This is a genomic window from Streptomyces sp. NPDC051051 (assembly GCF_040682975.1).
Lineage (GTDB): Bacteria > Actinomycetota > Actinomycetes > Streptomycetales > Streptomycetaceae > Streptomyces.
In genome coordinates this window covers 1-24,220 of the sequence record NZ_JBFBCB010000063.1, presented here as the reverse complement: position 1 = coordinate 24,220, position 24,220 = coordinate 1, and the positions used below count along the sequence as shown (strand labels likewise).

The 24,220-nt window shown below is 73.8% G+C and carries 20 protein-coding genes and 2 pseudogenes; 6 read left to right on the top strand and 16 right to left on the bottom strand.

Features of this window, described 5'->3' with window-relative positions:
* The first annotated feature begins 19 nt into the window (after window positions 1–19).
* Window positions 20–1,096, top strand: a complete 1,077-nt coding sequence (locus tag AB0N31_RS32140) for a TauD/TfdA family dioxygenase (protein WP_366062014.1) — start codon at window positions 20–22, stop codon at window positions 1,094–1,096.
* A gap of 60 nt (window positions 1,097–1,156) precedes the next feature.
* On the opposite strand, the gene AB0N31_RS32135 is transcribed toward AB0N31_RS32140, so the two are convergent.
* Both AB0N31_RS32135 and AB0N31_RS32130 read right to left on the bottom strand, forming a co-directional pair.
* Window positions 1,157–2,185, bottom strand: a complete 1,029-nt coding sequence (locus tag AB0N31_RS32135; protein ID WP_366062013.1) for an LLM class flavin-dependent oxidoreductase — start codon at window positions 2,183–2,185, stop codon at window positions 1,157–1,159.
* A gap of 68 nt (window positions 2,186–2,253) precedes the next feature.
* On the bottom strand, window positions 2,254–3,759 hold the full coding sequence (locus AB0N31_RS32130; RefSeq protein WP_366062012.1) for a metallophosphoesterase: 1,506 nt from the start codon (window positions 3,757–3,759) through the stop codon (window positions 2,254–2,256).
* 71 nt (window positions 3,760–3,830) lie between these two features.
* Here AB0N31_RS32130 and AB0N31_RS32125 point away from each other — a divergent pair.
* Window positions 3,831–4,961: pseudogene (locus AB0N31_RS32125) on the top strand (putative Ig domain-containing protein); the annotation flags it as partial.
* Window positions 4,962–5,029: 68 nt separating this feature from the next.
* On the opposite strand, the gene AB0N31_RS32120 reads toward AB0N31_RS32125, so the two are convergent.
* From AB0N31_RS32120 to AB0N31_RS32100, 5 genes are all read right to left on the bottom strand, one after another.
* Window positions 5,030–6,223 carry a glycoside hydrolase family 64 protein gene (locus tag AB0N31_RS32120; protein ID WP_366062011.1) on the bottom strand — a complete coding sequence of 398 codons (1,194 nt, stop codon included), beginning with the start codon at window positions 6,221–6,223 and terminating at the stop codon, window positions 5,030–5,032.
* A 227-nt stretch (window positions 6,224–6,450) separates the two neighbouring features.
* The gene (locus AB0N31_RS32115; protein WP_366062010.1) at window positions 6,451–7,356 is read right to left on the bottom strand and encodes a class I SAM-dependent methyltransferase; all 906 of its coding nucleotides are present in this window, start codon (window positions 7,354–7,356) and stop codon (window positions 6,451–6,453) included.
* 80 nt (window positions 7,357–7,436) lie between these two features.
* Entirely contained in the window at window positions 7,437–8,543 is a 1,107-nt protein-coding gene (locus AB0N31_RS32110; RefSeq protein WP_366062009.1) for an NAD(P)-dependent alcohol dehydrogenase, read from the bottom strand.
* Window positions 8,544–8,545: 2 nt separating this feature from the next.
* Window positions 8,546–9,949: an aldehyde dehydrogenase family protein gene (locus AB0N31_RS32105; RefSeq protein WP_366062008.1), complete on the bottom strand. Its 1,404-nt coding sequence runs from the start codon at window positions 9,947–9,949 to the stop codon at window positions 8,546–8,548.
* 8 nt (window positions 9,950–9,957) lie between these two features.
* Window positions 9,958–10,713, bottom strand: coding sequence for a (5-formylfuran-3-yl)methyl phosphate synthase (locus AB0N31_RS32100; RefSeq protein WP_366062007.1), 756 nt, complete (start codon window positions 10,711–10,713; stop codon window positions 9,958–9,960).
* Window positions 10,714–11,108: 395 nt separating this feature from the next.
* Here AB0N31_RS32100 and AB0N31_RS32095 point away from each other — a divergent pair.
* Window positions 11,109–11,336: pseudogene (locus AB0N31_RS32095) on the top strand (IS5/IS1182 family transposase); the annotation flags it as partial.
* Window positions 11,337–11,419: 83 nt separating this feature from the next.
* Here AB0N31_RS32095 and AB0N31_RS32090 read toward each other — a convergent pair.
* Together AB0N31_RS32090 and AB0N31_RS32085 are read right to left on the bottom strand one after the other, a co-directional pair.
* Entirely contained in the window at window positions 11,420–12,175 is a 756-nt protein-coding gene (locus tag AB0N31_RS32090) for a dienelactone hydrolase family protein (protein WP_366062006.1), read from the bottom strand.
* A 135-nt stretch (window positions 12,176–12,310) separates the two neighbouring features.
* Window positions 12,311–12,931 carry an L-threonylcarbamoyladenylate synthase gene (locus AB0N31_RS32085; protein ID WP_366062005.1) on the bottom strand — a complete coding sequence of 207 codons (621 nt, stop codon included), beginning with the start codon at window positions 12,929–12,931 and terminating at the stop codon, window positions 12,311–12,313.
* A 76-nt stretch (window positions 12,932–13,007) separates the two neighbouring features.
* Here AB0N31_RS32085 and AB0N31_RS32080 point away from each other — a divergent pair, with 76 nt between their 5' ends.
* From AB0N31_RS32080 to AB0N31_RS32070, 3 genes are all read left to right on the top strand, one after another.
* Window positions 13,008–13,481: a MarR family transcriptional regulator gene (locus AB0N31_RS32080; protein ID WP_366062004.1), complete on the top strand. Its 474-nt coding sequence runs from the start codon at window positions 13,008–13,010 to the stop codon at window positions 13,479–13,481.
* Between the two features lie 267 nt (window positions 13,482–13,748).
* Window positions 13,749–15,347, top strand: coding sequence for an MFS transporter (locus tag AB0N31_RS32075; protein ID WP_366062003.1), 1,599 nt, complete (start codon window positions 13,749–13,751; stop codon window positions 15,345–15,347).
* A 545-nt stretch (window positions 15,348–15,892) separates the two neighbouring features.
* Window positions 15,893–17,434: a helix-turn-helix domain-containing protein gene (locus AB0N31_RS32070; RefSeq protein WP_366062002.1), complete on the top strand. Its 1,542-nt coding sequence runs from the start codon at window positions 15,893–15,895 to the stop codon at window positions 17,432–17,434.
* Window positions 17,435–17,604: 170 nt separating this feature from the next.
* Here AB0N31_RS32070 and AB0N31_RS32065 read toward each other — a convergent pair whose 3' ends face one another.
* The 7 genes from AB0N31_RS32065 to AB0N31_RS32035 all read right to left on the bottom strand — a co-directional run bounded on the left by AB0N31_RS32065 (window position 17,605) and on the right by AB0N31_RS32035 (window position 23,735).
* Window positions 17,605–18,828: a cytochrome P450 gene (locus tag AB0N31_RS32065; protein WP_366062001.1), complete on the bottom strand. Its 1,224-nt coding sequence runs from the start codon at window positions 18,826–18,828 to the stop codon at window positions 17,605–17,607.
* Complete coding sequence (locus AB0N31_RS32060; RefSeq protein WP_366062000.1) at window positions 18,825–20,063, bottom strand: cytochrome P450; 1,239 nt, start codon at window positions 20,061–20,063, stop codon at window positions 18,825–18,827. The genes AB0N31_RS32065 and AB0N31_RS32060 overlap by 4 nt, the downstream gene beginning before the upstream one ends.
* The gene (locus tag AB0N31_RS32055) at window positions 20,060–20,683 is read right to left on the bottom strand and encodes an ATP/GTP-binding protein (protein WP_366061999.1); all 624 of its coding nucleotides are present in this window, start codon (window positions 20,681–20,683) and stop codon (window positions 20,060–20,062) included. The genes AB0N31_RS32060 and AB0N31_RS32055 overlap by 4 nt, the downstream gene beginning before the upstream one ends.
* Window positions 20,655–21,017: a DUF742 domain-containing protein gene (locus AB0N31_RS32050; RefSeq protein ID WP_366061998.1), complete on the bottom strand. Its 363-nt coding sequence runs from the start codon at window positions 21,015–21,017 to the stop codon at window positions 20,655–20,657. The genes AB0N31_RS32055 and AB0N31_RS32050 overlap by 29 nt, the downstream gene beginning before the upstream one ends.
* On the bottom strand, window positions 21,014–21,436 hold the full coding sequence (locus AB0N31_RS32045) for a roadblock/LC7 domain-containing protein (RefSeq protein WP_366061997.1): 423 nt from the start codon (window positions 21,434–21,436) through the stop codon (window positions 21,014–21,016). Before AB0N31_RS32045 ends, AB0N31_RS32050 begins: the two co-directional genes overlap by 4 nt.
* Window positions 21,433–22,851, bottom strand: a complete 1,419-nt coding sequence (locus AB0N31_RS32040; protein WP_366061995.1) for an ATP-binding protein — start codon at window positions 22,849–22,851, stop codon at window positions 21,433–21,435. Before AB0N31_RS32040 ends, AB0N31_RS32045 begins: the two co-directional genes overlap by 4 nt.
* A 416-nt stretch (window positions 22,852–23,267) precedes the next feature.
* Entirely contained in the window at window positions 23,268–23,735 is a 468-nt protein-coding gene (locus tag AB0N31_RS32035) for a hypothetical protein (RefSeq protein ID WP_366061994.1), read from the bottom strand.
* Between the last annotated feature and the right edge of the window lie 485 nt (window positions 23,736–24,220).

The window sequence follows — 24,220 nt, the reverse complement described above, 5'->3', positions numbered from 1 at the left end:
GAGGACGAGCGGAGCGAGCATGACGACCGGGTTCGACAGCGAGGCGAGGGACGTGGTGGAGGACGTGGCGAGGGACGGGGCGCAGGGCGCGGCAGGGGGCGCTCCGGCGCACACGACGGTGGTCGCGGCGCTCGACGAGGCGCTGGAGGAGGCCGTACGGGACGCCGGTCTGATCCTCCGGCCGGCCGCCGGGCACATCGGCGCCGACATCGACGGCGTCGACCTGGCCGACGGCCTCGACGACGCACAGGTCGCCGCGATCAGGGCGGCGGTGCTGCGGTGGAAGGTGGTCTTCTTCCGCGGGCAGCGCCTGGACCACGCCGGGCACGTGGCGTTCGCCCGCCGGTTCGGCGAACCGGTCGTCTTGCCCAGGCGCGGCAGCGCCTCCCCGGCGGACTTCCCCGAGATCGAGACCACCGCCGACCGGCTGGAACTCGGCGGCCGGTTCGGCATGGAGCACGACGAGTGGCTACGGCGCCGCCGCCACACCCTGCTGCGCGGCTGGCACTGCGACCACGGCGCGCGCGTCGACCCGCCCGCCGCGACGATCCTGCGCGCCGAGACCGTCCCCCCGTACGGCGGCGACACCACCTGGTCCAACCTGGCCGCCGCCTACGCGGGCCTCTCCGCGCCCCTGCGCCGCTTCGCCGGACAACTGCGTGCCGAACACCGCCTCGGCGTGGGCTACCAGCCCCGCCCCGGCGACGACGCCTACGTCCGTCACCTCCTCGACCACCAGGTCGCCTCCGTGCACCCGCTGGTACGGGTCCACCCCGAGACGGGCGAGCGGATCCTCAACGTCAACGGCTACTACGTCGAGCAGATCACCGGCCTCTCCCGCGCGGAGAGCGCCGCGATCCTGGAGCTGCTGCTGGCGGAGGCGACCCGCCCCGAGTACACGGTGCGCTTCCGCTGGGAACCGGGCAGCGTGGCCTTCTGGGACAACCGCGCCACCATCCACCTCGCCCCGGCCGACAACGCCCACCTCGGCTTCCCGCGCACCATGCACCGCGTGATGCTCACGGGAGACGTCCCGGTCGGCGTGGACGGCCAGCCGTCGCAGCCGGTCACGGGGACGGAGCCGGGCCGCTGGTGAGGCCGCCGCCCGGCGGACACCGGGCGGCGCGCCCGGCACCCGCCGGCACCGCGGCCGTTCTCAGCCGCCCGGTCTCCACCCCAGCGCCGGCCCCAGCGCGGTCGCCATGTCGGTGAGGATCTGTACGTAGTCCTCGTGGGCGAAGGCGAACGGGAGGGCGAAGGCGACCTCGTCGATCTCGCGGAACGCCGCGTGCGCGTGGAGGCGTTCGGCGAGTTCGGCGGAGGTGCCGACCAGGTCCGGGGCGAACAGCAGCCGGGCCGGACCCTGCGGGGACGCGGTGCGCGGGAGGCGCTCGGCGGCGAACCGCTCGTACTTCGCGCGCTGCCGGGGCGTCGCGGAGTCGGTGGGGACGACGACGAGGCCCTGCGAGACGCGGGCCGCGTCCCCGTCGGGGTGCGCGGCGCGGAAGGCACGCACCTGGGCGAGCTGGATGTCGGCGAAGTCCCGTTCCCCGTCGGGTCCTTCGGCCTTCACCACGCTGCTGGTGAGGAGGTTCACGCCGTTCTCCCCGGCCCACCGCGCCGAGTCGATGCTGCCGCCGCCGTACCACAGGCGGCCGGCCAGGCCGGGGGAGTGCGGCTGCACACGGTCGGAGAACACCTCGAAGCCCTCGCTGCCGCTGAAGTCGGTGGCGGGCTCGCCGCGCACCAGGTCGAGCAGCCGCCGCACCCTGCCGTACCCGAAGTCCTCGGCGTCGGCGGTGTCCGGGTACAGGGCCTGCTTGACCCGGTCGTAGTGCATCGGCGGGCCGACGCTCACCCCCGGATTGAGCCGGCCCCCCGACAGGACGTCGACGGTCGCGAGGTCCTCCGCCAGCCGCAGCGGGTTCTCCCAGCCCAGCGGGATCACCGCGGTCCCCAGCTCGATGTGGCTGGTGCGCTGCGAGGCGGCCGCCAGGACGGCCACGGGGGAGGAGATGCCGTACTGGAGGTGCCGGTGGCGCAGCCAGGCGCTGTCGAAGCCCAGCCGTTCGCCCAGCTCGATGATCTCCAGCGTGGTCTCGTGCCCGCGGCGCGGGTCGGCCTCGTCGAACAGGCCGATGGTGAGGAAGCCCAGCTTGCGCAGCGGGCGGGGGGCGATCGGCATCGGTTCCTCCCTCGTCGACGGCGGGCACCGCGCGCACACCGTGCTCGGGTGATTGTCGCAGCAAGGGGTCAGGTCAGCGGTATGACGACCTCGTCCTCGACCGGCGGGTCGAGCTCCTGCGCGCGGTTGCCGGTGGCCGCGAAACACCGCAGCCGCACGCTCTCGGGGCTCACGTCCAGGCGCAGGAAGCACTTGAAGAACGGCGGGCTGTACGTCGCCGAACTCGGGGAGAACAGCGACGTGTAGATCTTGCGCACGGGCAGCCGGAACCGGGCCCCGCGGTCCGGTCGGCGGGCGGTGCCCAGCAGGGTGGCGACCAGCCGGATCCGCCGGGTGATCCGCACCGGACCGTCCGGGCCCCGGGTCGGCGGGATGCCCAGCCGCTCGGCGATCACCGCGGTCGCCTCGGCCTCGGTGATCCTGAACAACCGGCGCAGCCGCAGCCGTCGGCCGTACAGGCGGCTGTAGAAGGCGAGGGAGTCGCCGCGCAGCGGGTAGCAGCGGAAACCGGCCTCCGTGACCCCGCCCACGGCGACCCGTGGGATGGTGTGGGTGGCGTGCATGAACGCGCCGCCGCCGCCCGCGACGACGTACTGGAGCGTGCGGCCGTCCGCCAGGGGCACCGGGTAGCGCTGGTAGTTGTGGATGTCGCCGCCGATCGCCGCGACGAACCGGTGCGCGGGGTCGCGCACGATCTCGTCGACCGTGCCGCCGCCCTCGATCGGGCAGGGGTGGTGCTCGCCGTCCACGTACAGCGGCGAGCCGGTGATCAGGATCTTCGGGCGCGGCCCGCGCGCCGCCTCCCGCAACCAGGCGCCCTGTTCGGCGTCCAGGGTGCCGAGCAGGCCGGTGTCGATGCCGATGATCCGTACCGGCCCGGAGTCGATCGCCCAGTACGGACCGGGCTGCACGGCCTGTTGGGCCGGTCCACCCCGCAACGCCCTTGCCCGGTCGAGCCGTTCGCCGGCGCCGTGGCGCGGGCGGTGCCACAGCCGCGAGCGCAGCCAGGCCCGGCCGAACGGCCGGGGCGCGGGCTCCTCGGGCAGCGGCGGGGCGTCGCCGCAGAAGACCCGCATGAAGGCGCCGAGGTCCTCGTACCAGTCGTGGTTGCCGGGTATCGCGTAGATCGGCGCCCGGTAGTCGCGGTACGGGCGGAAGAACTTGCCGGCGTAGTCGTCCGCGCCGCCCACGGGATAGATGACGTCGCTGGCCAGGACGGCGAAGCTGGTGTCCTGACCCACGGCCAGGAAGCCGGGGACGACGGCGTACTGCGGGTCGTCGCCCTCGCCCGTGTCGCCGATCACCATGAAGGAGAAGCGGTCCGGGTCCGAGCGCCGGATCACCTTGTCCGCCGGCGCCCCGGCCGCCGCCCGCTGGGCCACCCACCGGCCGCGCGTACGGCCGGTGGGGTCCCCGAACCAGGACGCCAGGACGCCGTTGCGCGCGGCCCACAGCATCCTGGGGTCCAGCCACGAGATCCTGCGGACCTCGGCGGGCATCAACTGCTTGTAGGCGCCGGGGTCATGGGCGCCCCAGCCGGCGCCTTCGGCGGTATCGCGTGAGGAGTCGGACACCGGTGCACCGTAACAACGGTTCCGGGCGGGGCGGCGGGGAGGGTGACCGCGCTCCGGGCCCTCGACGGCGGTCCGGCACCGGCACCCTGATGACCGACGCCGACGACACCTGGGGGACCGGCGCCGGCTCCCGCACCCGGACCGCCGGCGTCGACGCGCACTTCGGGGCCCAGACGACCTGGGACTTCTACAAGAACACCTTCGGCCGCAGCGGCACCAAGACCGTCAACGGCGTCACCTACACCAGCACGGCCTCCGACGGCGTCGCCGTCGCGGGTATCGGTTGGGCCGCCGCGCTGCAGATCTGGTACAAGGCGCTGACGACGTACACGACGTCCAGCACCGACCACGCCGGCGCCCGCACCGCCGCCCTCAACGCGGCCGCCGCACTCTACGGCAGCGGCTCCGCCCAGTACGCCGGAGTCGGCAACGCCTTCGCCGGCATCAACGTCGGCAGCCACATCACCCCGCCCAGCAGCGGCGTCACCGTCACCAACCCGGGCAGCCAGTCCGCCACGGTCGGCACCGCGGTCAACCTCCAGATCACCGCGAGCAGCACCAACAGCGGCGCCCTGACCTACGCCGAGACCGGTCTGCCCGCCGGCCTGTCGATCAGCTCCACCACCGGCCTGATCTCCGGCACCCCGACCACCGCCGGCTCCACCGGCGCCACCGTCACGGTGACCGGCAGCACCGGCGCGACCGGCACCGCGGCCTTCACCTGGACGGCCTCCACCGGCGGCGGCACCTGCACCTCCGCCCAGCTCCTGGGCAACGCCGGCTTCGAGTCCGGCAGCACCAGCTGGACCGCCAGCAGCGGAGTCATCACCGACTCCAGCAGCCAGGCCGCCCACGGCGGCTCCTGCAAGGCCCGGCTGGACGGCTACGGCTCCCCCCACACCGACACGCTCACCCAGTCGGTGGCCGTCCCGAGCGGCTGCAGGGCGACCCTCACCTTCTGGCTGCACGTCGACAGCACGGAGACCACCACCGGCACCGCCTACGACAAGCTGACGGTCACCGCCGGATCGACCACGCTGGCCACCTACTCCAACCTCGACAAGGCGACCGGACACACGCAGAAGACCTTCGAACTGTCGTCGTTCGCCGGATCCACCGTCGCCCTCAAGTTCACGGGCGCCGAGGACTCCTCCCTCCAGACCGGCTTCGTCGTGGACGACACCGCCCTCACGACCGGCTGACCGCCGCCCTGTCCCTGAGCGGACCTCCCGCACACGTGCTCTCCGCGCGTGCGGGACGTCCGCCGCCCTCAGCCCAGCGGGTCGAGCGTCAGGTACGCCTGGAGCGGCGACCCGTCGTGCACGAGCGACTCGTGATGGCCGACGTCGTCGAAGGCGAACGCGTACGCCTTCCCGTCGGCCATCTGCGCGTGGATCGCGCGGGCGTAGTGGTCGGTCACCGCGTCCTGGTAGAAGCCCGCCGACGTGGTGTCCGGCTGGTTCGCGTTGACCAGCAGGGTGGACCGGTGGAACCCGGCGCACAGGGTGCGGGAGATCGGCCCGCGCACGGCGTCGTTGGGGGCGTCCAGCAGGCGGTGGCAGCCGAACACGCTGTCCGCGTCGGGCTTCTGGAAGCTGGTGACCACGGCGCCCGACCCGTTGGTGAAGTTCATGACGCCGCCGGAGACCCGGCCGTAGTACTTCGTGCCCGGCTGGTCCGCGAACGGCGTCACCGTCAGCGTCGAGGTCGCGTACTTCTGCCAGACGCGGTTGATGTAGTCGTCCAGCACGGTACGGGGCAGCGCCCCGGTCTCGATGCCGTACAACGGGGACAGGGCCCGCAGGACGGTGCCGTCGGAACGGGTCTGGATCAGGTTCGCCCAGCCGCCGGCCTGTCCGCGCAGGGTGTTGAAGAAGCCGTTGTAGCCGCCGGCCTTGAGGCGGCCGGTGCTCACCGTGCTCCCGTCGGCGCGTTGTACACCGACCGAGTAGGGCGCGGAGAACATGTCGACCTGGGTGCTGTTGAGCCACAGCCCCGCGTCGTTGAGCGTGTACTCCGACCAGTTGAACAGGATGTTCCGGTTGGGGTCGCCGGGATTCTGCACGGCCGGCTGCACGAGCCCGCCCGTGGTCAGCCTGAACACCAGCTTCTGGCCGTACGAGAAGTAGATGCGGCCGGAGAACCTGGGGATCCGGATGGTGGCCGACTGCCCGGCCGCCGGGCCCGTGATCGAGGCGTCCGGCGCCGGAGTGGGCGGGTTGCCGCCGGCGGGCCACGCGTGGAAGGTGCCGTTCGCGTCGGCCCAGCCCTGCTGACCCGTCGTCAGGAGGGTGCCGAGGTTGTAGACGTAGAGGGGTTCGCCCCGCCCCGAGTTGTTGGTGATCTTGAGCGGGACGGTGGCCGGGACGGCGGCCTGGGCCGGTGGCCCCAGGGTGAGCAATGTGCCGACGAGTGCGGCGGCTCCTGCCGCCGCCGCCAGCCGGGACCTGAGCGTGCGAAGCACTCTCCACCTCCGTGCGGGTAGACCTGTGGGGTTGGTCCGTACCTGTTGAGAGCGCTCTCAAAGTCGCATCAGGGTGTGAGCATGTCAATGACTGTGCGCGAGACGTGCACGAGATCCGCACGAAGGGGCGCCCGCGGTGCGCTCGCCGCGAGCGCCCGCCCGCCCGGGCGGCGGTCCCGGCGGCATCCGTGTCGTGGGGGCCGGCGCCGCCGTGGGCGCTGCGGGCGTCAGGGCCGCGGCTTGTGCGCGAACACCCACCGGTTCCCCTCCAGCGCGTCGTTCGGCTCGGGGAGGGGGCCGCGTCCGTGCCGGCGGGTGAAGTCGAAGGGGGTGTGTACCGAGGTGGACCAGCCCTTGGCCGTCAGATCGCCCGCGGAGTCGGGCCGTGGTCCCTTGTCGAAGAGGTGCAGCAGGTCGATGCCGATCTGTTCCCGTGTCGCCGTGTAGATCGCGCTGTCGCGGTACGCCAGCAGGTCCTTCTCCAGCTTGGCCTCGAACGCCAGCGCGCTGCCTTCGGCGGTCAGCCGGTCCACCGTGTCGATGAGGTACGTCTCGGCGCGGCTCGGCAGGTAGAAGAGCAGCCCCTCGGCCAGCCAGACGCTCGGTGCGGCAGGGTCGAAGCCGGCGGCGGTGAGCGCCGCGACCCAGTCGGCGCGCAGGTCGACCGGTACGGGGACGCGCTTCACCTTCGGGTCGGCCGACAGGTCCGTGAGCACCTGGTGCTTGAACGCCAGCACGCCCGCCCTGTCGACCTCGAAGACCACGCAGTCGGACGGCCAGTCCAGCCGAAAGGCGCGGGTGTCCAACCCCGCGCCCAGCAGGACCACTTGGCGGGCGCCCGTGCGGACCGAGCGGAGGAGGAAGTCGTCGAGGACCCTGGTCCGCAGGCCGAAGTAGCGGGCGAACCGCCCCCACAGCGGGTTGCCGTCCCCGTCCGTGACCTGCTGGATGCGCACCGGCCAGTGCGCGCACGCCGGGGCGGCGCGCACGAAGTGTTCCGCGTAGACGTCCCGGGCCAGGCTGTCGTGGCGGTGGGTCTCGATCGCCCGTGCCGCGGCGACCAGGAGGGCGGTCAGGCCCACGCCTGCGTCCACGCCTTCCCCGTCCGTGTGCTGCGACGCCGTGCCGGCCATGTTTCCTCCGTTGGCGGGAGTGGGGACTGTCGGGTGCCTGCTTGTCGGGTGCGGTGGGTTCGCGGTGCCGCACGTCCCGTTCATCGACTTCTTCCCTCCGGGAGCAGGACGGGTTTGACCACACGGCCCGCCTCGCAGTCGCGTTCGGCCTCGTTGATGTCGCTCAGTGGGTAGGTGCGGATCAGTTGGTCGAAGGGAAAGCGTCCGGCCTGCCACAGCCCGGTCAGCCGGGGTATCAGCAGTCCGGGTACGGCGTCCCCCTCGCAGATGTGGCGGATGCCGCGGCCTCTGTCCAGCGTGCCCGGTTCGAGTGGCAGCGCGGTGTGGAGCCGTGCCACCAGGCCGAGGGTGCCGGTGGGGCGCAGCGCATGGAGCGCGTCGTTGACGAGCGGGGGCGAGGCCGTGGTGTCCAGCGCGTACTGCGCGCCGCCGTCGGTCAGCCGCCGGATCCGCTCGGGCAGTCCGGCCGCCGCGGCGGGCAGCGGGACCGCACCGAACCGCTCGGCCAGGGCCAGCCGCCCGGGATGCCGGTCGACGGCCACGGTCAGCGCGCCGGCGGCGGTGGCCGCCATCACCGCGGCCAGGCCCACCGCTCCCGCGCCGAAGACCGCGAGGGTGTCGCCGGGGCCGGCGCCGAAGGTGTTCAGCACGGCTCCGGCGCCGGTGAGGAAGCCGCAGCCGAGCGGTCCGAGCAGTTCGACGGGCAGCGCGGGGTCGACACGGACGGCGTTGCGGGCCGGGACGAGTGCGTACCGGGCGAACGAGGACTGGCCGAACCACCGGGGGGCCAGTGCCTGCCCGGTCGCGTCGGTGAAGCGCGGCGCGTCCTCCTCGCGTCCTCCGAAGAGGTTGAGGGAGGCGAAGGAGTCGCAGTGGGCGGGGGCCGCGCCGCGGCAGTTCCGGCAGTGTCCGCAGGAGTCGAAGCTCAGTACGACGTGGTCGCCGACGCCGATCTCGGTGTCCGGGCCGCCGCCCGCGCGCACCACGACCCCCGCCCCCTCGTGGCCGAGGACCGCCGGCAGCGGGCTGCGACCGGCCGATCGCCGGACCGCGAGATCGGTCCGGCACATCCCGCAGCCCGCGATCTCGACCAGGATCTCGCCGTCGGCGGGTTCGGTGCGCAGGGTCACCTCCTCGACCGCGAACGGGGCCTCGTACGAGCGCAGTACGGCCGCCTGGAACCTCATCGTCACTCCTCCCGCGGGCGGTGGACGACGAACGGCCGGAGGTTGCCGTAGAGCCCCCACGGTCCGCCCGCGACGCCCACACCACTGTTCTTGACGCCGGCGAAGGGCTGGGCGAGGGACAGCTCGGCGTGGTGGTTGATCCAGGCCGTGCCGCATTCGAGCCGGTCGGCCACCGCCTCGGCCCGGTCGATATCGGTGCCCCACACGGAGCCGCCCAGCCCGAAGACGGTGCCGTTGGCCGCGTCGACGGCTTCGTCGATGCTCCGGTAGGGCAGCACCGGCAGGACCGGTCCGAACTGTTCCTCGGTCACCACGGGGCTGCCGGGCGGGACATCGGTGAGGATCGTGGGGGCGAAGAAGTAGCCCGGCCGGTCCAGCCGCCGCCCGCCGGCCGCCGCCCGGGCGCCGTCCGTCAGGGCCCGCTTCGTGACCTGCTCGACCCGGGCCAGCTGAGTGGCGTTGTTGACCGGGCCCAGCCGGGTGTCCGGGTCGAGGCCGGCCCCGACGGCGACGCTCTTCGCGCGCTGGGCGAGGGCTTCGACGACCTCGGCGTGGAGCCGGGCCGGGGCGTAGACGCGTTTGACCGCCATGCAGACCTGCCCGCAGTTGCGGAACGCGGCCCAGAACAGCCGGTCCGCGATCCGGTCCACCTCGACGTCGTCCAGCAGGACGGCGGCGTCGTTGCCGCCCAGTTCCAGGGTGACCCGGGCGAGCGAGGCCGCAGCCGCTTCGGCGACGGCCCGCCCGGTGGGCACCGAGCCGGTGAAGGTGACGTGGCGGATGCCCGGATGGGAGGCGAGGCGGGCGCCGAGGGGTTCGTGGCCTGTGACGACGGTCAGTACGTCCTCGGGCAGGGCCGCGGTGAGGACGGAGCCGAGCAGTCGGGTGGCCAGAGGGGTGAACGGGGACGGTTTGAGGATCACGGTGTTGCCCGCCGCGAGCGCGGGCGCGAACTTCGCCGCCGCGAGCTGGAGGGGAAAGTTCCACGGCACGATCGCGGCGACGGGACCGAGGGATCGCCAGCGGACCTCGCTGTGCACGGGCCGGCCGTCGGTGATCCGCCGGGTTCTGGGGGTCAGGTCCGCGAAGTGGCGCAGGCGGGCCGCCGTACGGGCGACCTCCGCGTACGACTCGGCCAGGGGCTTGCCCTGTTCCCGGGTGAGGAGCCGGGCGAGGTCGTCGCCGGCCGTCTCCACGGCGTCGGCCGCCACGCGCAACGCGACGGTGCGGGCGGCGGGGTCGGCGCGCCAGCCGTGCCAGGCCCGGCGGGCCCGGTCGACCACGGCGTCCAACTCGTCCGGCCGCTGGTCGGGGGCCTCGTCGAAGGTCTCTCCGGTGGCCGGGTCGACGACGGCGAAACGCGCGGCCCGGCCACCGGGGACGCGGTCGGGCTCAGAGGTCGGCATGCGGTCGGTCAGTTCACGGCGGGGACGCCGGCCGCGTGCTCCCGGGCCTGGCGGTCCATCTCCGCCCGGAAGGCGGCCACCAGATGCGGCTGGATCCTTCCCGTCGTGCGGTCGCCGCCCGCGCAGACCGCTCCGCGCACGCCCACGATGTCCGTGCCGATGCGGGTCAGTGGACCGAGGTCGGTCTGTTTGACGCTGCCCGCGAGGGCGGCGAGCAGACCGGACGCGTGGGCCAGCCGGACGAACTCGGCGCAGACATCCGGCGGAACGTGGTCGAACAGCCGCGTCCCGTCCTTGACGGCGGTGTCGAGCATGGCCGCGTCGGCGCCGGAGCGGGCGGCGATGTCGGGCACGGCGAGCGGGTTGACGCAGCCGATCCGGTGGGCGTCGGCGTAGCCCGAGGCGACGACGAGCGCTTCGGGGCGGTGTTCCTTCACCGCCCGGACGACCGCGCGCATCACCTCGATGCCCTGATCGGGCGTCGTGCATCCGTAGAGGCCGACCTTGATGTACGTGGCACCCGAGACGACCGCGCCGAGCGCGGCCTGGGCCACTGTGCCGGGCTTGTACGGGACGTCCCCCACGGTGGCGGACACCGGTTTGTCCGCCGGGACCGCGTCGCGGATCTCCCTGATCACCCAGGGGAAGTTGGCGCCGAGCGAGCCCTCGTCCGGCTTCTTGACGTCGACGATGTCGAGGTGCTCCGCCGCCTTCGCGCAGTCGAGAGCCTCCTCGACACCGTCCGGGGAGATGAGAAGCAACACCGTGCGCTCCTTCCGCCGCACGTCCGCCTGGCCGAGGGACAGGGGTGCGGATCACCTGGTTCATGTGCGGCGTGCTCATCATTTCCACCGCCTGCGGGCACCGGTAGAGCGCGTGGAGTTGCTCGTGAGGCGCTCGTGCCCGCACCCGGTGCGCTGCGTGCACCGGCGTGAACCGGCCCCGCCGGTCGTTCGGCATGAGTTCGGTTCGGGCCCGCCCGCGCCCATGGCGTTCTTCACCGGCTTCCGGCCCGAGCGGCCGACCCGCCTCGGGGAATGCCGTTCGGCGGCCGTCGAGCGGGTGCCGAACGGGACATCCCTGTTCGTCGCACGGGGCCGGGGTCCCGCCGGACTTCCGCGTACGCGACGGCACCCGGGACGGAGGCCGCGGCCGGCGGCGCAGAGGGCTTCGCGGCAAACGGATCGGCGTGCGGATCGCCCGCAAGGGCATCGGGCCCGGCGAACGGCGGGGGCGCCGTCGACGAGTCGTCGGACGGACGATGTCCCGGCTGTCCGGCCACCGCCGACCCAGTCCTCGCCGTGAGCGCGGTCCCCGCAGCCACCCGGCCTTTTCCCGGTCTCACCGCCCCCGCTGCTGCGAGCGGCCCGTCCGCCTCACCACGTAGGACACGGTCCGAGGCGAACGGAGCGAGCCGAAGGTGGCCGGAGCCGGTCGGAGTCCGTCGGAGTCGACCGAGGCCGGCCGGAGTCAGAGAGTGCGCTCGAGCAGGTCCAGCAGCGCCGCCCAGTGCCGCTCGGAGGCCGCCTCCTGGTAGGCGGCCGTGTCGGCCTGGGTGAAGCCGTGGGGGGCGCCCTCGTAGACCTCGCAGCGGTGGCGGACACCGGCCGCCGTCAGGGCCTCCTCCAGTCGCTCCTGCTGCTCGGGCGGGAGCGAGGGGTCGCCGTCGGCGTGGCCGAAGTACAGCTCGGCGGTGACCCGGCCGGCCACCAGGTGCGGGCTGTCCGGCGCCTCGGTCGCCAGCCGCCCGCCGTGGAACCCGGCCGCCGCCGCGACCCGCTCGGGATGGGTGCCCGCGGTCAGCAGGGAGAGACGGGCGCCCATGCAGTACCCGGTCACCGCCACCGGCCCCGCCGCCACCAGCGGGCTCTCCGCCAGCCAGCGCAGCCAGGCGCCGGCGTCCCGCATGGCCAGGTCGTCGGTCAGGGACCGCATCACCGGGCGCAGCTTCTCGAAGATCTCCGGGCGGGCCGCCGGGTCGATGAAGTCGGGCATCTCCACGACGGGGCTGCGCCCGTGACGGTGGAAGAGGTTCGGCGCCAGCACCGCGTACCCGGCCCCGGCCAGCCGGTCGGCCATCGCCCGCAGCTGCGGCCGTAGCCCGAAGGCGTCCTGGTACAGCAGCACGCCCGGACGGGGCGCGCCGTCGAGGGGACGGGAGAAGTAGGCGTCCGCGACGCCGTCCTCGGTGGGGACGTCCACGGCTGTTCCCTGTACGGAGGTCATGCGGGGTGCCTCTCTGTGCGGTTCACGGCGGGCGGTCCACCGGTCCGGCGACGGTCCGGCCCGCCGGTATCGTTGCATGAGCCACCGAAATCGGCCGCGCCGGGACCCGGCGCCCTCGTCCCCCGCCGCCCGGGCCTACTCGAAGCGCGAGGCGTCGCCCGCTCCGTAGCGGATGATCTCCGCCTCGCCCCCCGAGAAGTCGATGACCGTGGTCGGCTCGGTCCCGCAGTCCCCGGAGTCGAGCACCCCGTCCACGGAGTGGTCGAGCCGGTCCTTGATCTCCCAGCCCTGGGTCATCGGCTCCTCCTCGCCCGGCAGCAGCAGCGTGCTGGACAGCAGGGGTTCGCCGAGTTCGGTGAGCAGTGCCTGGGTGACGACATGGTCGGGGATGCGCACGCCCACCGTCTTCTTCTTCGGGTGCTGGAGCATGCGCGGCACCTCCTTCGTCGCCGGGAGGATGAAGGTGTAGCTGCCGGGCGTGGAGGCCTTGATCGCGCGGAACACGTCGTTGTCGACGTGCACGAACTGCCCGAGCTGCGCGAAGTCCTGGCAGACCAGGGTGAAGTGGTGCTTGTCGTCCAGTTCGCGGATGGCCCGGATCCGGTCGACGCCGTCCCGGCTGCCGATCCGGCAGCCGAGCGCGTAGCAGGAGTCCGTCGGGTACGCGATCAGTGCGTCCGCCCGGATGGCCGCCGCAACCTGGGCGATGGTGCGGGGCTGCGGGTTGTCGGGGTGAACGTCGTAGTACTTCGCCATTGGGGGAGCTTATGCCGTGCGGCGGGGGACCGGCCCTTTTTGACATGGGTATGAAGGGATACCTATCCTGGCTGTCATGTCCGACACCAGCGCGCCCTCCGGGGGCACCGACCGCATGGCCTCCGAGCTGGCGGCCTGCCTCCCCGCGCTGCACCGGGCCCTGGACCGCCGGGTGGGTTCCACCTACCCGCACCCCAAGCCGCCCGAGGGGCAGCTCCTGCTGCTGCGGTTCGTCGCACAGCACGAGGGCGCCACCGTGCGCGAGGCCGCCGACGCCCTGCTGATGAAGCCCAACAACGTCAGCGCGCTGGTCTCCCAGATGACCGAGCGGGGCATGCTGGAGCGCCGCCAGGACAGCACCGACAAGCGCGTCGCCCACCTGTATCCGACGGCGACCTCCCGACAGCGCCTCGCCGAGGTCCGCGACCTGGAGACCGGCTGTCTCTCCGAGGCCCTGCTCTCCCTCACCGACGGCGAGATGGACGCCCTCGGCTCCGCGATCGGCGCCCTCACCTCCCTGACGCGCCACCTGCACGCCGCCGCGCACTGAACCGGGGCAGGCCCGCTCGGCCTGTTCCCCGGCCGGGCGTGCGGTGCCCGGGACTTCCGGCGCCGCGTCCTGGGGCGCCGCCGTTCGCGGGTGCCGCCCCCTGTGGCCGCCACCCCGGTGGGCGTCCCGGTGGCCGGTGCCGCCGGTTCGAGCGCCACTCCTGGCGGGTGCGCCCCCGGTGGGAGCCGTCCACCTCCTCGGCGCACCCATACCCACCCTTCCGCAGAACCCCGTCGCACAACCCCCGTACACAGACAAGGCTCTCCCATGCCGTCCACCACCGTGGATCACTCCGGCGCGCCCGCGTCCGCGCGCGCCGCGGCGCGGCCGTCGGCCACCGGCCGCTTCCGCTCCAACCCCTGGCTCACCCTCTGCGCGGTCGCCTTCGGCCTGTTCATGGTCCAGCTGGACGCGTCCGTCGTCGCCATCGCCAACCCCGAGATCGGCCGCGACCTCCAGGCCTCCACCGCCGACCTCCAGTGGGTCACCAACTCCTACCTGCTGGCCCTGGCCGCCACCCTGATCCTCGGCGGCAAGCTCGGCGACCGCTTCGGCCGCCGCACCTTCTACCTCGTCGGCGTCGCCGGCTTCACCGTCTCCTCGGTCGCCATCGGACTGTCCGGCTCCATCACCGGCGTCATCGCCTTCCGCGCCCTCCAGGGCGTCTTCGGCGGCCTGCTCATGCCCAACACCCTGGGGCTGCTGCGGGCGGTGTTCCCGCCGAAGAAGTTCGGTATGGCCGTCGGCATCTGGGCCATGGTGTCCGCCGTCTCCACGGCCCTCGGCCCGATCGTGGGCGGCCTGCTCGTCGAGCACGTCGACTGGGAGTCGGTGTTCTACATCAACCTGCCCATCGGTGTCGTGGCGTTCGCCTTCAGCGCCCTCGTGCTGCCGCAGTCGCGGAACTCCACCGGACACCACCGCTTCGACGTCCCCGGCGTCCTGCTGCTCGCCGTCGGCCTGATCAGCCTCGTCCTCGGCGTCGTCAAGGGGGAGACCTGGGGCTGGACCTCCGCGGGCACCTGGGGCGCTCTCCTCGCCGGACTCCTCGTCCTCGCCGTCTTCGGCTGGTACGAGACCCGCGTCGAGCATCCGCTGCTGCCGATGCGTCTGTTCCGCAACCGCTCGCTGACCGTCGGCGCGATCATCACCGCGCTCAACTTCTTCGTGCTGCTCGGCGCGATCTTCTTCATCATGCTGTACCTGCAGAACGTGCGCGGTTACACCCCCGTCGAGGCCGGTGTGCGCACCCTCCCGCTCAGCCTCGCCTCGCTGGTCGCCTCCCCGCTCGGCGCAGCCCTCACCGGCCGCTTCGGCGCCCGCTTCTGCATGCCGCTGGGCATGATCCTCCAGGCCGCCGCCTGCTTCGGCCTGCTCACCTGGTCCACGGACTCCTCCTACGCCACCATGTGGCCGCCGTTCATCGCGCTCGGCCTCGGCGTCGGCATGGTGCTGGCCGCCTCCTCGGACGCCATCGTCGGCAACGCCCCGGTCCGGGACGGCGGAGTCGCGGGCGGCCTCCAGGCCACCACACTCCAGATCGGCGGCGCCCTCGGGACCTCCGTCCTGGTCTCCGTGATCAGCGCCGAGGTCGGCTCCACGCTCGGCGGCGAACTCACCCGGGCCGGAGTCCCCGCGGCCACGGCCGCCGGGCTCGGAGAGGCCAAGGACGCGGTCGCCATGGGCATCGCCCCCGTCTCCGGGAACATGCCGGAGCAGCTGCGGGCGGCCGTGGTCGAAGGCAGTGGGCAGGCCTTCATGAACGGCCTGCACGCGGCGTCCCTGGTCACGGGCCTGCTGTGCCTGGTCGGCGCGGTACTGGCCGCCGCGGGCCTGGGCAGCAGGTCCTCCACCTCCGCCCACTGACACGACCGCACCCGCCTCGATCCGCCCCGTGCCGTACCGGTGGGGCGGATCGAGGCGCTCCACCACCCGCGCACCGGCCCGTGCCGTGCGGCCCGCGTGCCGCGGGCCGGTCGGGCGATGTCGGCGCGCCACCTTCCTGGTGTCTGTTCGCGCCGTGCGGGCCGCACGGGTTCGGCTCTCAGCGGTGCGCTGCCCGCTCCGGTCGGACGGGTCGGAGCCGGGCGGGCGCGGGTGTGCCGCCGGCCTCGGGCGGCTGCTGCTCCTCCGGAGGAACCGGGCCGGTCCGGGCGGGGCCTCACCGGCCCGGGAACGCGGCGGCCCGCCCCGTGAACCGGTTGACGCGAGCCGGTCGGCGTGAGTCGGTCGGCGTGAGTCGGTCGGCGTGAGTCGGGCGTGCCCGCCCCGCCGTGGGCTTCGTCCGTCCACCCTGCGGTGGACGGAGCCGGACGCGGTCCGGGCCGGTGCCGGCGCCGGTGAGGTAACGTCCCTGACCGATATGACGGATTCGGTCCGGACGGGCCGTGAGGGACGAGGAGTGCGCCGACATGACCGGCCTGGACGACGAGCGCCGTCACACGGGTGTGACGGTGCCGGGGCACGCCGACGCGACGTGGGCGCAGGAACTGCTGGACCACCTGCGTCCCACCGGACGCGACGTCGCCAGGATCGTCGACTGGCTCGGCGCCACCGTCGACGCGGCCGTCTCCCTGCGCGACGAGAACGGCACGCCCCTCGCGGGAGCGCCCACACCGCTCGACGAGGGTCTGGTGACGGACATCGTCACCGGCCGTCTCGCCTCCGCCTCCTGGGAGGGCGACGGCCGCCACTTGCGGATGATCCGCGTCGAACTGCCGCCGCCCGCCGCGGCCGGCGTGCTCGCCGTCGTCCGGACCGAGCCCTTCGACCGGCGCGCCGCCGACATCGTGACCCACACGGCCGCCGCCCTCGAACTCCTGCTGCGCGCCCAGCGCACCGCCGCCACCGGACACCGCCTCGCGCGCGCCACCTCCGACCTGCGCCTGGCCATCCTCCAGCTGCTCATGGTCGAGGACACGAGTGCGGCCCGCAGGGTCGCCGCGGGCCTGTGGCCCGGCCTCCTCGACACCGACACCGCGTGCGTCTACGTCGTCGAGAGCAGTCCCGCGGACCGGGACCGGCTGGCCGAGGCCTGCATCGAGGCCACCCGCGAACAGAGCCTGGTCGTGCGCTGCCCGGCCGTGGACTCCCACGTCATCGTGGTGACCCCGCGCGACACCGCGGGCGCCGACCTGCGCGCCCTGTGCCACCGACGGCGCGACACCTTCCTCGGCGGCAGCGCCCGTCAGAGCCTCGCCCACACCGCCGCCGCCTACGGGCAGGCGGTCAGCGCGCTCGCCGTCGCCCGCTTCCGCCCCGACAAGACGGCCGTCTACGCCGAACGCACCCACCCCGAGCGGCTGATGGACCCCACCGCGCTGCGCGCCTGGACGACCCGCCTGCTGCGCCCCCTCGACACCCTCGCCCACCACACCCGCGCCGAACTCCTCGCCACCACCCGGCTCGGCCTGGAGTTCACCGCCGTCAGCGCGGCGAAGGTGCTCGGCGTCAGCCGCAACACCGTCCGCGCGCGCATGGAACGCGTGGAGAACCTCCTCGGCGCGGACTTCTCCGACCTGGCCGTCCGCGCCGCCGTGCACCTCGCCCTGAACACCGAGGCCTGCCCGACCGAGGACCGCCACCCCGCCGCCGGGCCCGCCCGCCTCGCCGACCTGCTCACCGGGCCCGCGCTGCGCACCTGGGCGCACGGCCTGCTCGCCCGCCTCGACGCCGACGGCCGCGACCTGCGCGGAACCCTGCGCGCCTGGATCGCCGCCGGCGGCAACGCCGAACGGGCCGCCCAGCTCCTCGGCGTGCACGCCCAGACGGTCCGCGAACACGTACGCGGCGCCGAACCCGTCCTCGAACGCCGGCTCCTGGCCGCCGGCAGCGACCTCTACGAGGTCGTTCTGGCCCACCTCGTGACCGGGGCCCTCAGCCCGCCCGGCCTGCACGCCGACCCGCACCCCTCCCGGCGCCCCTCCCCGCACCCCGACCGCCATCAGGCGTAATCGGGCCATCCGGACGCACCTGTGCACAGGTGAGCCCTCGAGCCCCGGGAGCGGGCACCGGCACGATTCACAGGCGGCACGCCCGGCACGTAGGTTCGACGTGCCGCGGGGGTTCGACCGGAACGGGGGACCGGTCGCACCCCCGCGATGCGGGCGTCGCGGGAGCGCGGTCAGCCGCGCAGCCGGACCGGGATCTCCTGCCAGCCGCTCGCGATGAACGACGGCACCTGCTCCAGCTTCCCGGCGTCCGCGTCCAGCCGCAGCCGGGGGAACCGGTCGAACAGGGCGGGCAGCGCGGTGAGCGCCTCCATCCGGGCCAGCGGGGCGCCGATGCACCGGTGCACGCCGATCCCGAAGGACAGGTGGTCGTCCGCCCGGCGCGCCGCGTCGAAGACCTCCGCGTCCGCGCCGTAGTGCGCCGGGTCCACGCCCGCCGCCGCGTACGTCGTGACGATGGCGTCCCCGGCCGGGATCGTCACGTCGCCCACCTTCAGGTCGGTGACGGCGAACCGCAGCGGCAGCGTGGCGATCGACGGGTGCAGCCGCAGGGTCTCGTCGACCACCGCGTCCCAGCCGATGTCTCCGCGTCGCACGGCCGCCAGTTGCTCGGGCGCGCCCAGCAGCGCCACCACGGCGTTCCCGATGAGGTTCACGGTCGTCTCGAACCCGGCGCCGATCACCAGCAGCAGCGTGTACAGCAGCTCCTCGTCGCTGAGCCGGTCGCCCTCCTCGTCGCGCACCCGGATCAGCTCGGTGGTCATGTCGTCGCCGGGGTGCGCGCTCTTGTACGCGATGAGCCCGCCGAGGACCGAACCGATCCGCTCCTGGACGCGCGCGGCGTGCTCCGGAGAGGGATCGGTGGTGTCCATGATCGAGGCGACCAGCCGGACGTGGTCCTCGCGCATGTCGTCGGGCACGCCGAACAGTTCGCAGATGATCCGCATCGGCAGGGGATGGGCGAACGCGGCCTTCAGGTCGACCGTGTCCCCGCCCCGGTCGAGGCCGTCCAGCAGCTCCGCCGTGATCGCCTCCACCCGCCGCCGCAGCGACTCGGTGCGCCGGTGCGTGAAGCTCGGCGCGACCAGGCGCCGCAGCCGGGCGTGGTCGGCACCGTAGGTGGAGAGCATGTTGATCACGCCGACCCAGCCCAGGATCCAGCCCCAGGAGGGGTGTTCGCCCAGTTCCGGCCACAACCGCCAGTGCCGGCGCGGGTCCTTGCTGACCCGCGGGTCGAGGATCAGCTCCTTGAGGGTGTCGTACCCCGTGGGCGCCCAGGCGGGGATGCCGCCGGGCAGTTCGACGGGCACGACCGGGCCGAGCGCGCGCAGCCGGGCGCTCTCCGCGTGCAGGTCGGAGCCGAACGGGTCGAGGACGCTGCGGTCGGTCACGGTCACGAAGGGACTCCCGGATGGTCGGTGGCGCGAGGACTGAAGCGGACGGGCAGCGCGGTCAGGGAGCGGTGGAAGGGCCCCGGCCGCCAGGAGAGCCGCTCGCGGGGCAGCACCGGGTCGAGGTCGGGCAGCCATTGGGTGAGCCGCTCGATCGCCTCGGTGACGAGCAGCAGCGTGTGCTGTTTCACCGGGCAGGCGTGCGGTCCGGCGCCCCACGACAGGTGCGAGGCGTCGTGGGGGTGACGGTCCGCGGCCGCCTCCCGCTCGGCGAAGAGGCCGAGCGCCCCGTACGACACCACCACCGGCACGGCGTCGCGCAGCCACACCCCGTGGAAGGAGACGGGCCGACGCGCGTAGTAGATGCCGTAGTTGGCCAGGGGCGTCTCGTGGTGCAGCACCTCGACCACCGCGTCCATGACGGGGCGGGCGCCGCTGGTGAGGGTGGAGTAGTAGAGCGGGTTGCCCAGGATCCGCGACAGGGTGTTGGACAGCAGGTTCGCGGTCGGTTCGTAGCCGGCGCCGAGGGTGAGGAACACCTGCCAGGTGACCTCCTCGCCGGTGAGCCCGGCGGGATGGCCGAGGAGCCGGCTGGGCAGGTCGTCGCCGGGCCGCTCGGCCTTGGCCGCGATCAGCTCCAGGACGTACCGGGCGTACTCCGCCTCGCCCTCGGCGGCCTGCGCACCGCCCTCCATCATCTTGCCCAGACCCGCGTCGAGCCGGTCCCCGGCGCTGTCCGGCAGCCCGAACAGGTCGTTGAACACCAGCGCCATCAGGGGCCGCGAGAAGTCCGCGACGAGATCGGCTTCGCCGTGCGGCCCGATCCGGTCCACCAGCAGGCGCACCGCCCGGTGCACCCGCGCCCGGAGGTCGTGCGGCTCCACCAGGTCGAACACGTCGATGAGGGTGGTCCGGTAGCGGACGTGCGCGGCGCCGTCGGCGAACAGGGCGTTGGGCCGCCACCGCATCATGCCGAGCACCGGGGAGTCCGCCGGGACGGTTCCCTCCCAGGCGCGCGGATCGTGCGAGAACGTCTCCTCGTCGTGCAGCACGTCCAGCGCCGCCCGCCGGTCCGTGACCAGGTAGGCCGGTATGCCGGGCGCCAACTCCGCCCAGCCGATGGGTCCTTGGGCACTCAGGGCGGTGTAGTAGCGCTGCGGGTCCGACGCGAAGCCGTCCTCCCACAGCCGCACGGGAGCCGAACGCGAGAAGTCGTGCCGGTCCGGGGGGTAGGTGGTCACCGGGCCTCCGCCGGGTCGCGGGTGATCAGGTGGTCGACCAGCGCGAGCAGCGCGTCGACGGAGGAGTCCGCGTCCCGCGCGTCGCAGGTCACCAAAGGGGTGGACGCCTCCAGGTCCAGGGCGCGCCGCAGCCGCTCCTCGCCGTGGTGCCGGGGCGCGTCCGGGAAGGCGTTGAAGGCGACGGCGTACGGCAGTCCGCTCTCCTCCACCAGACCCAGCACGTCGAACGACGCGTCGAGCCGACGGCTGTCGACCAGGACGAGCGCGCCGAGCGCCCCGTGGGCGATGTCGTCCCACAGCGACCGGAACCGCTCCTGTCCCGGGGTGCCGAACAGGTAGAGGACCACCCCGCCGGGCAGGCTGATCCGGCCGAAGTCGATGGCGACGGTCGTCGTGGCCTTGTCCCGTACCCCGGCCAGGTCGTCCACCCGTGCGGACGCCTCGCTGAGGGGTTCCTCGGTGTGCAGCGGGCGGATCTCGGACACCGAGTCGATCAGGGTCGTCTTGCCCACCCCGAACGGTCCGGCGACCAGGATCTTCACCAGGTCACGGGCGGTGTCGGGCTGGTGGACCGGGCCAGGGGCGCCGGCGCTAGGCGTGTTTGAGGGCGCGGAGGCCATCGGCCACTCTCTTCAGCAGGTCGGGGTCGAAGCGGTCGGCGGGCGGAATCGGGGCACGGGTGTGGATCAGGTCCAGGTCGGCGAGCCCGGCCGCCAGCACCCGCACCGCGGAGACCGGCAGCCCGAGCAGCGCCGCCGCCTCCACCACCGCCAGCGAGCCCTCCTCCAGGGCTTCCAGCAGGGCGAGTCGGGCGGCGGGCAGTCCGGGCGGCGGGTGCTCGCCGGTGCGGGCGAGCACCGAGAGCCGCTCCAGATGCGGACGGCTGGGCCTGGCCACCCCGCCGGTCGACAGGTACGCGGGAACCAGGGGACGGCCGGCCGGGCGAGCGGTCACGCCGGGGTGCGGTCGTCGGCTCCTCGGGGCGCGGCCGTCATGGCCTTCTCGCCCAGTCGCGCCACCTGGGAGTGCACCCGGTGCGCCAGCAGGTCCAGACGCACCTCGCCGTCGCCGTACGCGGCGACGCAGGTGCCGTGGTCCGTCGGCACGATCAGCACATAGCCGTGGTCGGACTCGATGACGACCTGGCGCACCTCGGCCTTCTCCCGGTCGGCGAACGCCGCCGCCGCGGTCCGGCACGCCCCCTGCACGGTGCTGGTGATCGCGGCCACCCGCTCCGCCGACGGCTGCGACAGCGCGTCGGTGTACCCCGTCACGAGCCCGTCGCGGGTCAGCATGACGGCGGCCACCACGTGCGGCACCTGAAGGATCGGCTCCAGTACCCATGCCGTGTCGCCCGTGTTGCGGCTGGTCATGCCGCGCCCCCCTCGTGGTCGGTGTGGTCGGTGTGGTCGGTGTCGCGGGTCGTCGGCCGGGCGGCGCCCGCGGGTGCGGCCCCGGCGCCGGCGCGCGCCGCCGCGGTGCCCGTCTGGAGTGCGCCGAGCGCCGCCGCGGACTCCTCCGGCCGCCGGGCCGGCCGCGTCGGCTCGGGCGCCGTCGGCGGCCCGGCCGCGGCGGCGGGGCGGGGGCGCCGGCGCCGCTGCGGCAGCCCGTCCTCGTCCGCGGGTGTGCGGTGCCCGGGCGCGTCCGGTACGGCGTCCTCCGTACCGTAGGCATGCGCCGGGGCGGGGGCCGGAGCCGGGGCAGTGGGGACGGACCTGCGGGTGGTGCGCGGCGCGCTCGGGGCCGGGGGCCGGTCGGCCGGGTCGAGGCGGCTCAGCAGGTGGCTGTCGACCCGCAGGACCGCGCGCACCCCGCCGTAGGGGGAGGCCGACGAGACGTCGACGGCCAGGTCGAACTGGCGGGTGAGACGGCCGATCGCGGCCAGGCCCATGCGCGGCGGGTCGCCCAGGTCGGTCAGGAGGATGGGGGTGTCGCCGGCCACCAGCCGCTGGGCGCGGTCGCGTTCGTCGCGGGTCATGCCGAGGCCCGCGTCGTCGACGGTGACGCACACCCCGTGGTGGACGTGCTCCAGGCTCACCACCACTTCGGTGTCGGGCGCGGAGTGCCGCAGCGCGTTGTCGAGGAGCTCGGCGACGATGATGGCGACCGGCTCCACGGCGTGCGAGACCAGGGCCGTGCCGGGCTCCAGATGGTTGTGGACCTCGACCCGCTGGTAGCCCGCGAGCCGCGCCTGGCCGCCGGTGACCGCGTCCACCAGGTGCGACTCCTCGCGGGCGAGCCCCACCCACGCCCCGCACACCACCGCGGCCACCTGGGCGCGCCGCAGCGACTGCTCGTTCTCGTGGTCGAGCCGGAACAGGGTCTGTGCCAACTCGGGTTCGTCGTAACGCTGTTGAAGCTGCCGCAGGGCGTCCTGGAGCCGGTACAGGGCCGCCTGGATCTCCCGGGTGGCGCCGCGCATCCCGGCCTGCGCGGCCGCGTCGACCCGGGTGCGCTGGGAGGCCACCTCGGACCGGAGTGCCAGGAGCACGTTCTCCAGGGCGATGCCGAGCGGGGTGCCGGCCGTCAGCGGCTGGAGCGGGCCGGGCACCGCCAGGTGCGGATGTGCCACCTGCTGGGCGGCGGCGGGCACCCGGCGGGCCGCGAGATGCTCGACCTCGGCGGTGAACGCCCTCAGGGAGCCGTCGAGTCGGGTGCGCAGGGCGGTGATCTCCGCCCGCTGCCGGGTCTGTTGCCGTCGTAACCGCAGCAGCCCGCCGCCGAGGGCGAGCGCGGACAGTGTGCCGGCGGCGAGGCCGCCGGCCACCAGGTCCGGTAGTTCGATCATCGATTCGGTTCCAGGGAGGGTCGGCGTTCCGGGGAAGGGCGGGGCAGGGGTGAACCCGGGAGACGCGGACCGGGCACCCGCAGCACAGTACACACCGTCATCGTTCGATCTCGCACGGTTGGGCAAGACTCCGTGCCGAAAGTGCCCGCTGTCTGTTCGCTTCTGCGTCGACTGACGCAATTGTCTTGCTCCGCAAGCGAGTTGATCCCATCCCGGAGTGGCCTGATGTCGCCCCGTGCCCGGTCGGCCGTTCGGTACGATCACCGCGCGATCCTCGATCCGTCCGGCGTGCAGCCGCTCGTACGCCGGCGGCGCCTCGTCGAGGGAGAACGTCCCGGTGTGCAGCGGGTGTCCTTCACCGGGCTCCCGCCACGGGCCCGGCCCGACGGGAGCACGGTGAAGGGCCGCGTGACGCGCTACGCGCCGCGCGGCGGAGTGAGAACGGCCATGGTGCCGTTGGCCTGCCGCAGTGCGAGTTCCAGGGCGCCGGGGGAGTGCAGCGCGCCCGATCCGTCCGGCGGGATCAGCCACTCCAGGAACCGGGCCGGACGGTACGGCGGGGGCACCGCGACCCAGGAGCCCCGGCCCGTCTGCCGCAGCCCCTCGCCGACCCAGCGGGTCGCCGGATCCGGCGGCAGGAAGAAGCCGACCCGGTGGGCCGCGGTGTCCACGAGGGTCGGTCCCGGTACGGGCAGCGACGGCTGCCACAGCAGGTCCAGGGTGAGCAGGCCCAGGCAGTCGGGCACGCTCAGCACGTCCCAGTAGCGGCCCGCCTCCAGGAGGGTGACGCCGTGGCCCTGGTCCCACTCCCGCTTGCAGTTCCGCGGGTCCGTCGAGGCGGCGGCCAGCCACTCCACGCCGCGCGCCCACATCGCATAGCTCATCGTCCGGCTCCGTCCGAGTCCGCCCGGAACCGGCGCGCGCGAGGACGCCACCGGAGCAGGGGCCCTGCCGTCGGCCGCACGCCGACTCGGCACATGCATGCTGGTAGATGTTTCTCCGTGGCGGAAGGGGTGGCGGACGGTGGCGTTTGGGTCTGGTTCGTTCGACGCCCGCGTGACTGTTCGGCCGGCGGTCCGGGCGGGCAGGGGCCGGGGGGCCGAGGCGGTGGTGAGGGCTGAGGCCGAAAGGGGGGTGACGCCCCGGCGCGGCCGCCGGATCCGGTGTGTGCCGCGGCAGTGCCGGGGTGCGGACATGGATCGGCAAGGACCTTCCGCTCGCCCGTCCTGGCGGCGGCTGAACCGCGCGCACGCCACGGGCCCGGACGCCGTACGACCGCGAGGTCGCGGCGGCCACCCCGACCGCGAGAAGGCGTTCCAGGACGGCGGCGAGGATCATCTCCCGGGTTCCGTGGACGGCCCGTCCGATC

Coding starts and splice junctions, on each gene's coding strand:
- AB0N31_RS32080 (WP_366062004.1), top strand. CDS start 13,008: ATGTCCGACACCAGCGCGCCCTCCGGGGGCACCGACCGCATGGCCTCC.
- AB0N31_RS32055 (WP_366061999.1), bottom strand. CDS start 20,683: ATGGCCTCCGCGCCCTCAAACACGCCTAGCGCCGGCGCCCCTGGCCCG.
- AB0N31_RS32115 (WP_366062010.1), bottom strand. CDS start 7,356: ATGGCCGGCACGGCGTCGCAGCACACGGACGGGGAAGGCGTGGACGCA.
- AB0N31_RS32110 (WP_366062009.1), bottom strand. CDS start 8,543: ATGAGGTTCCAGGCGGCCGTACTGCGCTCGTACGAGGCCCCGTTCGCG.
- AB0N31_RS32045 (WP_366061997.1), bottom strand. CDS start 21,436: ATGACCAGCCGCAACACGGGCGACACGGCATGGGTACTGGAGCCGATC.
- AB0N31_RS32135 (WP_366062013.1), bottom strand. CDS start 2,185: ATGCCGATCGCCCCCCGCCCGCTGCGCAAGCTGGGCTTCCTCACCATC.
- AB0N31_RS32140 (WP_366062014.1), top strand. CDS start 20: ATGACGACCGGGTTCGACAGCGAGGCGAGGGACGTGGTGGAGGACGTG.
- AB0N31_RS32035 (WP_366061994.1), bottom strand. CDS start 23,735: ATGAGCTATGCGATGTGGGCGCGCGGCGTGGAGTGGCTGGCCGCCGCC.
- AB0N31_RS32085 (WP_366062005.1), bottom strand. CDS start 12,931: ATGGCGAAGTACTACGACGTTCACCCCGACAACCCGCAGCCCCGCACC.
- AB0N31_RS32105 (WP_366062008.1), bottom strand. CDS start 9,949: ATGCCGACCTCTGAGCCCGACCGCGTCCCCGGTGGCCGGGCCGCGCGT.
- AB0N31_RS32070 (WP_366062002.1), top strand. CDS start 15,893: ATGACCGGCCTGGACGACGAGCGCCGTCACACGGGTGTGACGGTGCCG.
- AB0N31_RS32040 (WP_366061995.1), bottom strand. CDS start 22,851: ATGATCGAACTACCGGACCTGGTGGCCGGCGGCCTCGCCGCCGGCACA.
- AB0N31_RS32075 (WP_366062003.1), top strand. CDS start 13,749: ATGCCGTCCACCACCGTGGATCACTCCGGCGCGCCCGCGTCCGCGCGC.
- AB0N31_RS32090 (WP_366062006.1), bottom strand. CDS start 12,175: ATGACCTCCGTACAGGGAACAGCCGTGGACGTCCCCACCGAGGACGGC.